This is a genomic window from Lacticaseibacillus suibinensis, from assembly GCF_003946175.1.
Classification (GTDB): Bacteria; Bacillota; Bacilli; order Lactobacillales; family Lactobacillaceae; genus Lacticaseibacillus; species Lacticaseibacillus suibinensis.
Genome location: NZ_RHOK01000009.1, coordinates 1 through 14,848 on the forward strand (window position 1 = coordinate 1; position 14,848 = coordinate 14,848).

Annotated in this window: 12 protein-coding genes and 2 tRNA genes; 3 read left to right on the top strand and 11 right to left on the bottom strand. The window is 54.3% G+C overall.

The features are described 5' to 3' along the window. Positions 1–93: 93 nt before the first annotated feature. The 5 genes from EKM90_RS05745 to EKM90_RS05765 all read right to left on the bottom strand — a co-directional run bounded on the left by EKM90_RS05745 (position 94) and on the right by EKM90_RS05765 (position 6,746). Positions 94–1,911, bottom strand: a complete 1,818-nt coding sequence (locus EKM90_RS05745; protein ID WP_164507875.1) for a lectin-like domain-containing protein — start codon at positions 1,909–1,911, stop codon at positions 94–96. 531 nt (positions 1,912–2,442) lie between these two features. Next, entirely contained in the window at positions 2,443–3,228 is a 786-nt protein-coding gene (locus EKM90_RS05750; RefSeq protein ID WP_125580604.1) for a Cof-type HAD-IIB family hydrolase, read from the bottom strand. 141 nt (positions 3,229–3,369) lie between these two features. Continuing rightward, positions 3,370–4,872, bottom strand: coding sequence for a helix-turn-helix domain-containing protein (locus EKM90_RS05755; RefSeq protein ID WP_125580606.1), 1,503 nt, complete (start codon positions 4,870–4,872; stop codon positions 3,370–3,372). A 200-nt stretch (positions 4,873–5,072) separates the two neighbouring features. Beyond that, entirely contained in the window at positions 5,073–5,780 is a 708-nt protein-coding gene (gene nagB, locus EKM90_RS05760) for a glucosamine-6-phosphate deaminase (RefSeq protein WP_125580608.1), read from the bottom strand. A gap of 195 nt (positions 5,781–5,975) precedes the next feature. Further along, positions 5,976–6,746, bottom strand: coding sequence for a tyrosine-protein phosphatase (locus tag EKM90_RS05765; protein ID WP_125580610.1), 771 nt, complete (start codon positions 6,744–6,746; stop codon positions 5,976–5,978). 161 nt (positions 6,747–6,907) lie between these two features. On the opposite strand from EKM90_RS05765, the gene EKM90_RS05770 reads away from it, so the two are divergent. Continuing rightward, complete coding sequence (locus EKM90_RS05770) at positions 6,908–7,849, top strand: ribose-phosphate diphosphokinase (RefSeq protein WP_125580612.1); 942 nt, start codon at positions 6,908–6,910, stop codon at positions 7,847–7,849. 186 nt (positions 7,850–8,035) lie between these two features. Then, positions 8,036–8,108, top strand: a tRNA-Lys gene (locus EKM90_RS05775). 98 nt (positions 8,109–8,206) lie between these two features. Here the strand turns inward: EKM90_RS05775 and EKM90_RS05780 are convergent. After that, the gene (locus EKM90_RS05780; RefSeq protein ID WP_125580614.1) at positions 8,207–8,824 is read right to left on the bottom strand and encodes a DUF975 family protein; all 618 of its coding nucleotides are present in this window, start codon (positions 8,822–8,824) and stop codon (positions 8,207–8,209) included. A gap of 167 nt (positions 8,825–8,991) precedes the next feature. Here EKM90_RS05780 and EKM90_RS05785 point away from each other — a divergent pair. Beyond that, a tRNA-Lys gene (locus EKM90_RS05785) sits at positions 8,992–9,064 on the top strand. A gap of 108 nt (positions 9,065–9,172) precedes the next feature. Here the strand turns inward: EKM90_RS05785 and EKM90_RS05790 are convergent. From EKM90_RS05790 to EKM90_RS05810, 5 genes are all read right to left on the bottom strand, one after another. After that, entirely contained in the window at positions 9,173–11,056 is a 1,884-nt protein-coding gene (locus EKM90_RS05790) for a TPM domain-containing protein (RefSeq protein WP_125580616.1), read from the bottom strand. A 172-nt stretch (positions 11,057–11,228) separates the two neighbouring features. Continuing rightward, positions 11,229–12,227, bottom strand: a complete 999-nt coding sequence (locus tag EKM90_RS05795) for an aldo/keto reductase (protein ID WP_125580619.1) — start codon at positions 12,225–12,227, stop codon at positions 11,229–11,231. A gap of 182 nt (positions 12,228–12,409) precedes the next feature. Next, a complete protein-coding gene (locus EKM90_RS05800) occupies positions 12,410–13,147 on the bottom strand; it encodes an ABC transporter permease (RefSeq protein ID WP_225422735.1) in 738 nt (245 codons plus the stop codon). Next, positions 13,135–13,878: an ABC transporter ATP-binding protein gene (locus EKM90_RS05805; RefSeq protein ID WP_125580623.1), complete on the bottom strand. Its 744-nt coding sequence runs from the start codon at positions 13,876–13,878 to the stop codon at positions 13,135–13,137. Before EKM90_RS05805 ends, EKM90_RS05800 begins: the two co-directional genes overlap by 13 nt. Further along, positions 13,875–14,837, bottom strand: a complete 963-nt coding sequence (locus EKM90_RS05810; protein WP_125580625.1) for an ABC transporter substrate-binding protein — start codon at positions 14,835–14,837, stop codon at positions 13,875–13,877. The genes EKM90_RS05805 and EKM90_RS05810 overlap by 4 nt, the downstream gene beginning before the upstream one ends. Between the last annotated feature and the right edge of the window lie 11 nt (positions 14,838–14,848).

Sequence of the window (14,848 nt, forward strand, 5' to 3'; positions counted from 1 at the left end):
TGAGTTGTTGGTAATGCTTGTGGGTGTTAGTCTGAGAGTGGGTCATGAAGATTCCTGCTTTCTTGTTTAGCTAGTACTAACAAGAATAGGTCTTCATGGCCTTTTTGGTCTAGTCGTCAGGGTGTTGCACTTGAATTGTAAACTGGGGTGCGTCTTTGTTTTCAGCTCAGGCAAACCACGATACGTAATGGTGCGGTCAACCGTGCGCTTGCCGATGATTCGAGTCTGATGCGTAAAGTGAATAGTATAGTTACCATCAATGGTATATTGACCATCACTCGGCCGCCCATCTGTCGTCAGCGTGTACCCACTTTGCTCCAGCTCCGCAATTCGATTTTCAATGTCATCCATGTGCTCAACGGCGGTGTCATCAGTCCAGCTCACTTCCTTGGTACCAAGATCCGCCTGTTGCGTATTCGTAGCATCATCAACAAAATGGATGGTGGCCTTGTGTTCCTTCTTCATGGTGATAATCAGTGTTTGCGGATTGGTTCGTTGGAAAGTGACATTGCCTTGATTATTAATATTCGCCGGAACATAACCACCCTGTTCAGGCGTACTCAAAAAATTAATTGCCTTTTGATATTCTGGAGTTCCAAGCACCTTAACCGTGCTGCCAATTAAGCCGTGAATGTCATCACCCGTTAACAGCCGGTTTCCATCTTTATCCTGATACTCCACATGGACAACGCCAACCGCGTTATACGTGAAGGTACCGAGTTTAAATCCCTGTTTTGAAAATTCGTCACCGGTTGATCCGGCAATGAAGAATGAAACCAGCTGATGCTCCGAAACATATTCAGTGATGTCTTCAGACCATATTAAGGTATTGGCCGGATTCGGTTGCGACGATTTGCTGAATTCAACCGTTAACGTGTGTGTTGACGCGGCATAATGAACATGAATAGTGTCATAGGCCGAGCTAATCGACTGGGCTGACTTAGCGTTTGTTTCAATGGTAATACTATTATCGCCAGTGTAGACAAAGGCGCCGAACTTTCTAAACCCTGCCGGATCGGGACTGAAATATGGTACTTTTTCCCCATTGATCACAACCGTGTCGTTGTCGTTCTGACCGCCGTTATCGTTGTGATACATATCGGCTTTCCAACCAATAGCATTCTCCAAACCGGCAAAACCTAGAGAGCCACCGTTATGACCCACCTCATCAGTATTACCAGTATGAAAACCAAAAGAAACACCATCACCGTTCCCGATGGTAATGGTCCCGGTTAGATCGAAGTCGTAATCAAGGTCAATCTGGTTGTTTAGCGTCAGGTTCCCAGATTGCCTTTTTTCAGCAGTCGTCAGAATCACCTGACCATTATCCTTTATCCCTGCATTCGGGTTGTCCGGATTGGAGTGGTAAGTGAAACTGCCTTTAAGATCATCCAGGTTCTGACCATTGACCGTTACCACCATGCTCTGATCAGCAGTGTCAGTATCAGAGGTACCGTTATTCGAATCGCCAGAATCTGAGGTTTCTGAGGTGGGTGTCTCAGACGCTCCATTGCCAGTGGTCCCCGCGTCAGAGGAAGTTACCGTCTGCGTAATGTCATCCTGCGGTGAAGGGTGTTCGGTCTGATCGGTCGTTGAATTGACTTGCTCCTCACCTTCACCCGTAGCTGTGGCGGCCGTGCCTGTTGCATTCAGGCTCTGAGAATTGTTTGTGTCACTCTGATTGGCGTTAGCCACAGTTGCACCGGCCGCAGTCTTTGTCGACTGACTTTGAGTATCTTCTGCCTGTTCCCCCTGAGTGGCCGCGTAAACGGTCTGCGTGTCAGCAATCTGACCACTAAATAAGGTTGCCATGCCGGCCCCGAGACCAACCGCCGCAATTCCAGCAACCAGCCATTGCCGTCCGGCTTTATACATCTTAAAATGAACCTTTTTTTCTCCCTTTTCCATCATGATCCCCCAAACTACCATTTCCGATGACAATATTATTTTATTCTACTAGTCATCATGCCTAGCAATACCATGAATCTAGTCGCTTTCTACCAAAAGTCAAACAATGGGATTGTCGCATTATTGTATAATTATTTTATCAGATAGTGAGCTGGTACGATTTTATACCCAAACATACCGTTTCTATTTTTGACCCCGATGTTCATTTTCATAATTAAAATTTCGGCGATTTGTTTATATAGCTTAGATAATCGCCAAAATACGTTCACTTATTTACCGTGTGTACATCGACTTTGTGAAAAATGCACGTATTGCTCAAAAATTAAAAACCAATATCTGATATTTCAAGAAAAGTCCATTTTGTTGGATTTAAATTTCTCTAAACTTTTTACGAATTATTTTATGCAGAGAGGCATTAGCCGTTTTAAGCCACGTTTTTCAAGGTTAACATCAAAAAAAGCCGTAAAAAACACGGCCAGAATCAAACAAGCAGGCCTCTTCGGCCTGCTTGTTTTGTCATTTATTAGCTTCAATTTAGATCAAATCAAAGTGTTTCAGCGCATTCGGGATCCCGTTGGCGAGATAATCATCGGTCTGATAATCCGCGACGGCTGCGACTTGCGGCAAGGCATTGCCCATCGCCACACCCACGGTCGCGCGTTTGAGCATCGGGATATCGTTGTTGCCATCCCCAAAAGCGTATGTTGGCACGCCTTTGAACTCTGGCCGGTCTGTCAGCACATCAATGCCGGTGGCCTTGGTGATGCCTTGGTTCACGACATCCAGGGCGTAAGGGCCGTTGCGGAAGAAGTTCAGTTCCGGGAAGGCAGCAACATACTTGGCGCCCACCTCCCGGCCCGCTTCGGTGTTCGGCGTGAACAGCAACATCATGACCACGGCTTCTTTTTGGTAAAAATCCGGATCAACTGCCGGTAGCGCCTGATGCACCAGGCCATAGTTCGCCTCGATGTAATCGTTGTGTTGGGTCGCCGCGATATGGCGGTCGTTGTAAAACGAAATCGCCAGGTCATCAGCGGCAGCCTGACCAGCAAAGCGGGCGAGTTGCGGGGCGCCGACCGGGCTTTGGAACAGGTGTTGGCCCTTGTAGAACACATCCGCGCCGTTGCCTAAAATCAGCGTATCAATGCCGGTTTCGGCCACCAATTCATCAAGCTCCCAGCGATTGCGGCCAGTGCACAGCACCGGCAGGACATCGTTGGCCTGCATCGCCTTGATTGCCGCCAGGTTCTCCGCCGGCACCTGCTTTTCTTTGTTCAAAAGCGTTCCGTCTAAATCAAAAAAACACACCGCTTTGGTCATAATAGCCTCCTGCTTACTTAATAAGCCTAGTTTAACATAGGCACCCACCCGACGAAAAAACGCCCCGCCGAAACCTTGCTGCGACAGCAGTAAAATTTGAACGAGGCGACGATTAGCGGCGTTGACCTCACGCCGAGTAAGTTACTGGTTAAACTCCTGCTGCAATGTCCGCAACAAGGCCGCTAATTCCCCGAAAAGATCACCGCTAGCAGCAATGTCCCAGCGGAACAGCAGCGGCTGATGCTTGCCTGGAAAATGCAGCGGCAAGGAGGAATCCTGGATAATCAGATCTGCTTCCTCAAAATGATCATATACGAGTTCAACGTTGGTTTGTTGATTCATGAAGGTCAACAGATCCGCAAACCCGAGCATTGCCGGCTCCAGCAACAGGCCGACTTTGACCCGGCGGGCTGGTTTGGCAAAGCGGCTCAGTTGGAACAAGGTGGCATGGAACCGATCAACCAGCAGCGGCGCCATTTCCTTGAGGCGCCGGTTCAGCGGGGCGTCGGCCTGGTTCTTGGTCCGAGCCATGGCCTGGGTCAACGCCGCTTCGATTTCCGGCCGGTCAGCGTCATGCGCACAGGCGCCACCGATATGCGGATTGAATTGGGCGAGCATTGCCCCCAGGTCGAAGCCGAGGTTGACGACGCTCATAGCAATGGCCGCCAGCGACACCTGGAGCAACCGACGGAACGGACTGCGGCGGTAGCTTGGGGTGGCTTCCAAGAAGCGATCCACCAGCTGGCGCATCACCGGGCTGAACCGCGCCAGCCCGTTGTCGATTTCAGCCACGGCAGGGTCATTCGGCCCGACTGCCAGCGGCAAAATCAAAAAGATTTCCAGCATCTGCTGGGACTCATTCGCCTGCTGCCAGACGCTCAGTTCGGTGTTGGTGGCATACAAATTCGGCACCGCGTTCAGCTCCAGCACCGGCGCTGGCGCCAAGTGTTGCTGACGCAGCCGGGTTTGGCTGATGGCAGTGAAATAGTGGAACAGCTCCAAGGTCACTGGATTGTGCATGTCCAGCTGGTAGGCCTTCAGCACCCGCGTTGCTTCAGCCGTGGCGTCAGCGTGCTTAACCACGGTAAACGGCCACGCCGCGCCATCGGTGGCGAGCCAGTAGCTCAGGGTCAGAAACAGCCGAATGGCTTGCTCAGAGCCAGTCAGTTGCATTTTTTCGTAACTGATTTTCACGCCCATTTGTTTGCCAAAATCGCGCAGCGGCCGCAGGTACCGGAGCGCCGTGACCTTCGACACCGCCGCCTGGGTCAGGAAGTCGTCAAAGTTAGGCATGTCTTCGGCCACCAAATGTTGTAAAAATTGATAGGCCAGGCTTTGCTGAACCAGCAGCACGCGCAGCTGACCGTCAGGCGTCTGCAGCAGCTTATCCGTGGATTTTTCGCCGTCAATCGCCGCCAGATTGGTCATCATCCGGTTATACGTGTTATAAACCGTGCTGTAACTTTCATTGGTCACCTGGGCGAGGTACTTCAAGTTCACATCGGTGTTGCGGTCAGCGCGCTCGCGCGCCTGCGCCACTTGCTCAGCCACCGGCACTTGCCACTTGGTCGTACGCTGAATTGTGCGGAGCAGATCGATCTGCGCCAAAGCCGTGCGCTTTAAAAATAAGTCGGTCATGGCCATATATATTCCTCCTTAGCCAAAATAGCCTGCCGCAAGCCGCGCACTTTTTACGCTTGGTAAAACGACATGGCGCTCAGAATTATCCCCACATAATTGAGTTTTATACTATTAAAATAACATTTTTTAAGCATTTTTTCGACTAAAAAATCGGCCCTTGTCGCATTCTTTGCGCCAAGGGCCGATGGTGGTGAAAAATAAGGTTACTTGCTCAACTTGCTGGCGGCTGCTTCATCCACGATGATGATAGCATCCTTGTGGTTTTGCAAGACGGATGCTGGCACGTGGTCAGTCACAGGGCCTTCGATGGTGGCCTTGATGGCATCCGCTTTGTCTTCGCCGTAAGCCATCAAGATGATCTGCTTACCCTTCATGATGGAGCCGATGCCCATGGAGATGGCATAGCGTGGCACGTCTTTTTCATCATCGAAGAAGCGCTTGTTGGCTTCGATGGTGCTTTCAGTCAACTTCACCTTGTGGGTGGTGCTGTTCAAGTCGGAGCCTGGTTCGTTGAAGCCAATGTGACCGTTGCGGCCGATGCCCAGGATTTGGATATCAATTGGGTTGTCAGCGATGATCTGGTCGTATTCTTTAGCGGCTTCGTCGATGTCAGCAGCGTTACCATTTGGCACGTAGGAGTGAGCAAATGGCTTCTTGTTGAAGAGGTTGTCCTTCATGAACTGGTGGTAGCTTTGTTCATTGTCTTCTGGCAGGCCCACATATTCGTCCAAGTTGACGGAAACCAGGTTGCTGAAGTCCAAGTCGCTGGCGATCATATCTTGATACAGCGGAATTGGAGTGCTCCCGGTTGCCAGACCCAACACCTTGGCGCCGTTTGCGATGCCTTTTTTAATCAAGTCAAAAGCGACCTGGCCGCCTTCGTTCTTATCCTTAACGATTTTTACTTGCATGTCTATTCCTCCTCGTAAAATGACGCCGTCGATCCACATGACAGACGCTGCGTCCTTTGCTTTGGTCTAGTCCATTATCAGGCGTCGCGGGTAAAAAGTCAACCGGTCTAGACAAATTATTTAATCATATTTTGGTTCCTTGAGCCCCACCTGTCGCCGTCTAAACCGCTTTCATCATTACTGGTCAAAAAGGAACTATTGCCGCTTCACATATAAATTCCGCAATTGCTTCAGGTCGCTGGCACTCAACTGGAGCACCGCTTGAACATACTGCGGCCAGTCGCCGTATTCGCTGGTGATGAAGTCACGCACCGCCACATAGCACTGCGCTTCAGCCGCATGGGCATTGAGCTTGTCCACCAACGCGCTAGCACCAGGCTTCAGAGCCGCTGCCACCACCTTAGAAGCAGCGAAAAAGACGGTATTAGTGAGCAGGTAATCTTGGCGAATGGTGGCTTCCGGCACGCCAAGCGCCCCTTCGATCATCATCGCCGCCATTCCGGTACGGTCTTTCCCTGCCGCGCAGTGAAACAGCACCGACTCGCCGGGTTGATCATTGGCCAGCAGCAGCGCGAACACCTGCTGAAAGACCTTGATGGCATGCGAATCCGTTAACATCCGCAAATACGCCTCGGCCATCGGGTCAATGCGGCGATCAGTCATTGCGGCTAAATGTGCGTTAAACGCTGGGTTCGCACTCACGTCGGCAAACGGGTACACCGACAACTGTTGCCAGTTCACCCCTGGCGCCACGACATCGGTGCTGCCAGCGACTTCATTATCCGTGCGCAAGTCGATCACCGTTTTCAGGCCATAGTCTTGGAGCCACTCAGCCTCCTTGACCGTTAGCTGCGACAAGGAGCCTGACCGCAAGAGCTTGTGCGGCGCAATCACGCCGCCGGCCGCCGGATACTCGCCAAGTTCGCGCAGGTTTACCGCATTTTTAAGGGGTAATAATCGTTCCATCTCCGCCGCACCTCCCAGTTCTCATTATAGTGAATTATCGCTCCAGCGGCCGGGTTTGTGCTTGCGCGGCCGATTTTTTCGCTGTTGCTCGCCTAAAAATAGCCAAGTCAAGCAAACTTGCGTATAATTAAGTCAGCATACGCACAGCAAAGGAGCGAATCATGGCAGGAGTTAAACTTTTCACGCTGAACGGCAACGTGCCGCTAGCCGAAAAAATCGCAAAAGAAGTTGGTTTACCGCTATCCCCAGCCTCGGTGAAGCATTTTGCCGATGGTGAGATTCAAATCGACCTGGACGACAGTGTCCGTGGGGCCGATGTTTACGTGATCCAACCCATCTCAGATCCCGTCAACGAAAATCTGATGGAACTGATGATAATGGTCGACGCCTTGCGCCGCGCCAGCGCCCATGTCATCAACGTCGTGGTGCCTTACTATGGCTACGCCCGCGCCGACCGCAAAGCGCGGTCCCGCGAGCCGATTACGGCCAAACTGGTGGCCAACCTGCTGACGATGGATGGCATCGACCGCTTCGTCGCGGTTGACCTGCACGCCGATCAGCTGCAAGGGTTCTTCGACCTGCCAGTCGATCACCTGCGCACCATGCCGCTGTTTGCCTCTTACTTCAAGAGCCTGCACCTTGGCACGGAAAATACGGTGGTCGTGGCGCCTGACCACAGCGGCACCAAGCACGCCCGCGCCTTAGCCGAACTGCTCAATACCCCGATTGCGATTGTCGACAAGCGCACCGATAACGGTGAAGTCGGCGTCATCGGCCATGTCCGTGGTCAACACACCATCATCATCGATGACATGATTGATACCGGCAACAGCGTGATCGACGCCACTAAAGCTTTGAAAAACGCTGGCGCGCTGGATGTCTACGCCGCCGCGACGCATGCCGTGCTGTCCCATGGCGCAGCGACTGCGCTGGGTAAGCTCAACTTGAAGCAAATCGTTATCACCGACACCATCAACGTGCCAGCTGAAAAGCATCTGCCAAACATGGTCACCTTATCCGTGGGGCCGATGCTGGGCGAAGCCATCAAGCTGATCTCAACGAATCAATCGATTCACCCGTTGTTCGAAGTGCACGACAACTAAAGCATTCCGGCCACCTGCCAGCTGAGCAGGTGGCCTTTTTTGTTGTGATCACAGGTTTCACTCTCACTCACGCGATTTGCGGTTCCGGCGGCGCAAATTTTTCCTGTCTCTGCCGCCTTTTTCGTAAAAAATCGTTGCGCGCGTAGGGCCCGCATGATATAGTATTAAGCGTTATAGAGATGCCTTGGGTGGTTAGCTCAGCTGGCAGAGCAACGGACTCTTAATCCGTGGGTCCAGGGTTCGATCCCCTGACCACCCAGAGTAAAAGGCGGTAAGCAGAAATGCTTACCGCCTTTTTGCGATTGCGGCATTAAAAAACCGGCACGCGGCCGGAATTTTAGGGCTTAGCAAAAGTGCTTAGACATCTGAAAAGTCCGCATCATCATTCAAGAACCGGTCGCCAGCTAGCTGCCGGTAATAGGCCGCATTGGTCGCCTGGATGTAGGGACTCAGCCACAAGAAGCCAATACCAGCGGTCAGGACTGCCAGCAGGCCCCAACCGACGAAACTAAGCTGCAACACAAAGTATTCCCACTTATGCCCCTGCATCAGCTTACGACTAGCCGTGATGGCATCTGTTGCGCCAATCTCGGCGTCGGCCTGCTGCATGTCAGCCAGAATATAAGGCACCTGCGCGTAGGCAAGGGCCTTCACCACCCCCGGAATCACGAACAAGAGCCCCCAAAGCGCAGTGAAAATACTGGTCAGCAAAGTGTTCAGAAAGACCGCCATGGGCCGGGTCCCGGTAAAGCCGCTGAAGATGTTATTGAAGAGACCATGACCTTGATCATCATCGTCGATCAGCCGCAAGAACGAGAAGTTAAGCCCCACCAAAGTCATCAATTCCAAAATTCCAACTGTGATGCCGCCGATGAGACTGGCGAAGATGGTGCCCACCAGCACCAAAGCCAGCGCCCATCCCCATTTGCCGCTTAAGCGCGCTTTTGCCTGGGCTTTGAGTTGTGCTCTATTCATTTGCTACCTCCAATTCGTGATGCTTTTAACATTATCGATATTGTATCACAGTCTGCGTTATTTTATGCCGAGTGAGGCGCTCGACCGCCGCGCGGCTGAAAAAATGGTTGCATCTCCCCGTGGCGGTATGCTAGTATATTTAGGTTGTCAAATGGCAATGTCACAATGGGTGGTTAGCTCAGCTGGCAGAGCAACGGACTCTTAATCCGTGGGTCCAGGGTTCGATCCCCTGACCACCCAGACTAGTAACCGACATCTGAAAAGATGTCGGTTTTTTGTTGCGTCAAAACGACTGGATTCAAAAAGGCACGCTGAGATGCGTGCCAAAAATGATGGCTCACCCATGCTTTACCAGCTCGAGGTGCCGCCTCCGCCGCCAAAGCCGCCACCCCCGAAGGAATCGCCGCCTCCGCCACCATCACTGGAACCACTGGCATACCAGTCGCTGGCGTGATTAACGTACATCGAACTGGATTTGTAAGCCTTGGTGCTTTCATCGGCTGCAAAGAATTGAGCGACGGTCACCTTGCCAAAAGCAAACGCCATGTCATAGTAATCCGGCAAACTACCTTTCGCTTTTTTACCTTTAACCTTGCCGGCCAGGCTGGCTTTAAGTGCCGTTTTTGCTTGCAGGATGGCCGAATCATCATTAGCCAAAGCCGCGGCCAGGGCCTGATCAGTGTCGTCTTGCTTCACTCGCACGCGCAAGTCCCCGAGGAAAGCGCGAATCATGTGATGAAGCTCCAAGTGGCGTTTCGCGCGGGTGCACAGCGCATCAAGGGCAAAATAACCGGCCATGATCACCCCACCAACCAGCAACCCGAGCACCAGGGAATTCAGCACTTGCAGCGGCGATTGGCCGTCTGCCAGCAGCCGCTCAAGGAAGTGCAGCGCCGCTTGGCCCCAGCCCAGCATGCGATAATGTAATTCGAAGGCCCAGAGCGAATAGGTGTGGCCCGTGTACCAAAACAGCGCCGCCACCAGTAAAATCAGCACCCAGCCATTGGTCAACAGGCGCACCAGCCACCACCAAGCTTGCAGAAGTGGCGTCAGCAAGTAGGGCCGCACATCATTGGCCGGCACCGCACGCTCCGGCTTAGCCTTAGGTTTTGGCCATAACCGCCGCTTTTTGGTCGTGGTCTTGTCAGCATGGTACCAGTCCTGGTGATGCTGACGAAACATGCTGGTTTGCCTAAAATCGCTGCCGGGGTTGCGCGCATTCGCGTAAAATTGCGCCAGCGTGGTGTGACCAAAGGCGAACTGCATGCTGAAGTAATCGGGCACCGTGGTTTTGGCTGCCGCCTGGGCCTGCTCTGGCTGGAGCTGGTCGCGCAAGGTGCCCTTGGCCGACTGCGCGGTGGCAGGCGCCGGCACTGCCAGCACCGTCGCCGCAGCGAGATCGGGACTCACACCGCGCATCGCGGTGAGGTAACCTTGCACCAAATCATCCAGCCAGACGCGCGCTTGCAGGTGCCAGCCGAGCCGCCGCAGCCCGTACAGACCAAGTACGACGCCAAAGCACGCCACCATCAGCGTCAAGAAGCTGTGGGCGGTATTCAGCCAGGCCCAGATGGCCGCGATTGGATGAAAGCCGGCGGCAGGTTGCACCGATTTGATGCGGCTAGCCTGAATGTCGCCGGTGCGAATCAACTGATCCAGCCGCTGAGTCACCAGCTGTACCCCGGCATCGTAGTCGCCGCGGCGGTAGTCATTTTTTACCTGGGCATCCGTCACCACGTCGGTCATGGCGTCTGGCACCTGGTCTTCCATGCCATAGCCCACTTCCAGCCGCGCCTGGTGTTCAGCTTTGGCGATGAGGTAAACCACCCCGCTGTCTGCAGCGGCATCCCCGACGCCTAGCTTGGTGGCCTGCGCGATGGTAAATTGCTCAATCGAGGTATTGGCCGGCAGGTGGTCCACCGTAATCACCATTAGCTGCGGCCTTTTCGGCAGTGTTTTGTAGCGCTGATTCAGCTGGTGAATGGCAGTTTTGGTGCTGGGGCTGAGCAGGTGCGCGTTGTCCGAGACAAAAATGTTCGCTGGGTCGACTTTGACAGTACTACTGCCGCGCGGAATGGCGGTCCAGATCATCATCAACGCTAGCACTCCTAGCACTACTAGGGGCAACTGTTTCAGGGCGGCGCCGAGGCGGGGATAAAGCTGACGCTGCCAAGGGGCTAACGGCAACGGGGCGGCTTCAGGTTTGGTTTGCGGGGCGGCTTGGGGCATCATGGTCAGTCCTTCGTTTTATGTAATGTTATGTTTCAATTAGCTTAACATAAGGATAGCCCGTAAAAAAGCCATGGTTAAGGCCGGTTGCACCGGCAGAAGCCAAACAAAGGCCCACTCGAAGTGTTATTCGAGTGGGCCAATTTTAGCTAAAAATTGGGGTTAGCATGTTATTCTACCAAGCATAAGCCTCTGGTGCGGCGCCCACCGGTGGGAAAATAGCGTCCAGCTCAGCCAAGACATCAGCCGACAAATGCACATCCAGTGCGTGAACCGCACTCTCAAGTTGTTCGATGGTGCGCGGGCCGATGATCGGCGCGGTGACCACCGGGTTGTGCAGCAGCCAAGCTAAGGCCACTGTGGACTGGGTTTCGCCGAGGTTTTGGCACAACTGCTCGAAGCGGGTCAGCTGCTCGCGGCGGGCGGCGCTGAGGTGCTTGCTTTGTTCGGCGCGGCGGCCAGTGAGGTCAGTCGGATGCAAAATGTTTTCTGCCAGCTGACCAGATTCCAGCGGACTCCAGATAATCAGACCCATGCCCAAGTCTTTCACCGTTGGCAACAGTTCAAGCTCTGGCAGTCGGGTCAGCAAGTTGTACTTATGCTGCTCGGCGACCAAGCCGAGGAAATGACGGTCATGGGCATGCGCCGCGGCAAAAGCAAGGTGCCGAGCGCCAAAGTTGCTAGACCCAGCGTAAACGACTTTGCCTTGCGCAATGGCCGCTTCATAAGCGCCAAAAATCTCATCCCAATTGATGTGATGATCGATGTGGTGCATCTGCAGCAAGTCGATGTGGTCGGTTTGCAGCCGGCGCAGTGAATCGTTTAGGCTGCGCTTGATTTTGTACGCCGAAATCCCAGCCGGGTCGTTCGGGCCATAAGTCGCGTCATCCATGCGGCCATAGACTTTGGTGGCCAGCACCGTGCTTTCCCGGCGGCCGTCCCCCTGGGCAAACCAGCGGCCAACAATTTCTTCGGTCCAGCCGGCGTGGCCTTTCGGGTTAGTTTTACTGCGGCCATACACATTGGCCGTGTCAAAAAAGTTAATGCCCAGCTCGCGCGCCCGGTCCATGATGTGATCGGCGTCGGCTTCGCTGGTGCGGGGCCCGAAGTTCATCGTGCCTAACACCAGTCGGCTCACCTTCAGGCCAGTGCGGCCCAATGTTGTGTATTCCATGTGATTTCCTCCTTTGCCTGTGACTGTCACGAGGTACGCCTTCAGTATAAAACTTTTAATAACCGCCGATGATGGCTTTTTCACCACCACGCCACCGCGTATTTCCCGGGACATGCCGACAGCTCAAAAACAGCGTCCACCCCGCCAAGCATCAGGCTTGGCCGGGCGAACGCTGTTTTAACTTAGACTTGCTGCCACCGCAGCACCCGCCGCTCCAAGGCATTCAGCACCGCAAACAAGGCAAAGGCCACTGCCGCCAGTACCACAATGCCGGCATACATCAGCGGATAATCCAGCCGGTTCCATTCATCCATGATGAAATACCCCAGCCCGTAGCTGGTGCCATAGACTTCAGTGAAAAACAGCGTAGCAATCGCAGTCCCTAACGCGAGCCGCAGTGCGGTGAGCACCCCGGCAAGGCTCGCGGGCCAAGTGGCATCACGGAACAACTCCCAACGGTTGGCGCCGGCCACGAGCAGCTGTTTGTACACCCCTGCTGGCACCTGGCGCACAGCATCGCGCACCGAAATGATGATCTGAAACACCGTGATCATGGAAATCATGATGATTTTGGCGGAATCGCCTAGCCCAGCCAGTAGCATCACCACCGGTAACAGCGCAATTTTCGGGAGCGGATAAGTCAGGTACACCACGGGATCCACCCAGGCGCCAAACCTCGGCGCCCGCACAATCAAAATCCCCAGCGGAATGCCAATGACTGCTGACCACACCAAGCTCCAGCCCAGGCGGTACAGCGAAAAGTACAGATGCCAGCCGATTTGATGCGTCAGCAGTTGTGGAAAGGCCGCATACACGGTTAGCGGCGTGGGCAGCACTGGCTTCCCCACCAGCACCGCCGCCAGCCACCACAGCAAATTAAGCGCCAATAACGCGCCCAGGGTTTTGGTTACTCTTGCCATGATGCTTCCACCTCCTGACGCAGCGCCGCCACTGCCGGATAGTAGCGCGCATCTTCGCGGCGGGTGGCCAGTGGCACTTTAGCCAACGGATTGGCCTGCACCTGACCTTGGCCGTGATGCAAAATCAACAGCGCGTCCCCCAGCGCCAGCGCTTCTTCTAGATCATGGGTGATCAGCAGTGTCGTCACCGGTCGCGCCTGCCACTGGCTGATAAACAGCTGATAAGCACGGGCCTTGACCACCGGATCAAGCGCGGAAAAAGCCTCATCCAGCATCAGCAAATCCGGCGCCTGGGCGAAAGCCCGCGCCAGCGCCACCCGCTGCTGCTGGCCGCCGCTTAAGCGGTTGGGATAACGCTTGGCCAGTTCAGCAATGCCCAGCGCTGCCATCACCTGCGCCACCGCCTGGTGTTGCGCTGCATCCAGGCGATGGTGCTGACTGACTTTCAGCGGCAGCGCCACGTTTTGGGCCACGGTCCGCCACGGCAGCAGGCCATAATCCTGCGGCACCACTGCCAAATGCTGGCGGCGCGGGTCGATGGGCGCGTCATCTAACCGGCAATCACCGGTACTCGGCAGCTGCCGGGTCAGTGCGTCGATCAAGGTGGTTTTGCCGGTGCCACTCGGCCCCAGCACCGCCAAAATGCCGCGGTCAGGCACAACAAAGCTGAGGTCAGCCAGCACCAGCTGGTCGCCTCGCAACGCTGTGAGCCCCGCGACAGTTAGTTTCATGGCAGCACCACACTGGCTGGATCAAGCGTGGTGGTGGTTACGCCTTCCGCCTTGGCGTAGGCAAACGCCGCCTTCAGGACGGCCTTTTTTACGGCATGCGCCTGGGTGTAATGCACCAGCTCTACCTTTGGCACCAACGCCGCCGGATAGCCGATATCCTTGGTCAAAATCGCTTCGAAATCGCTGGCTTTACCGGCATTCAGCGTCTTGACCGCCTGGTTGTACGCCGCCAGCAAGCGCTTGGTGACTGCTTTTTGCTTGGCCAGTTTCGGCGCTACCGCCAAAATGGTCGTTTGATAAGCCACCGGATCACTTTGCGCCACGACATGCGCACCTTTGCTTTTGGCAATCGCCATGAACGGATCCGGCACAATCATGGCGTCGATTTTGCGGTCCAAGGTCAGCTGAATGCGCGCTGGCACCTGAGCGACTTCGGTGATTTTAACGTCTTTTTCACTCATGCCCACCTTGGCCAGCTCTTGATCAAGGTAGAAGGTAGGTGTTTGGTGCGGCATGGTGGCTATTGTTTTGCCGCGTAAATCCGCCACGGTTTTGATGGCCGGCTGATTGGACACAATGCCGAAGGAGCCGTTCAGCCCAGTGGCAATCTTCCAACCCAGCTTGCCGTTTTCATACGCCGCCAGGGTCACCACATCAGACACCGCGCCGTCGAGCTGGCCAGACGCCACCGCCGCGTCGCGATCCTTCGGCGACTTGAAATTTTGCAAGGTGACATTCAGGTGCTGATCTTCAAAGTAGCCTTTTTCTTTGGCCACATAGAGCGGAATGGATTCCGGCGCCGACATCGTGCCGAGATTCAGGGTCACGTCCTTGGTCGCGGTTTTCGTTGTTTTGCTCGACTTGGCCGCGGATTCCTTCAGGCTCGTTTCCTTGGGCGCGCATGCCATCAATAACGTGGCTGCCAGCAGGGCTGAAAGCCCCAATAATGTCTTTTTCATCTTAAAAATTC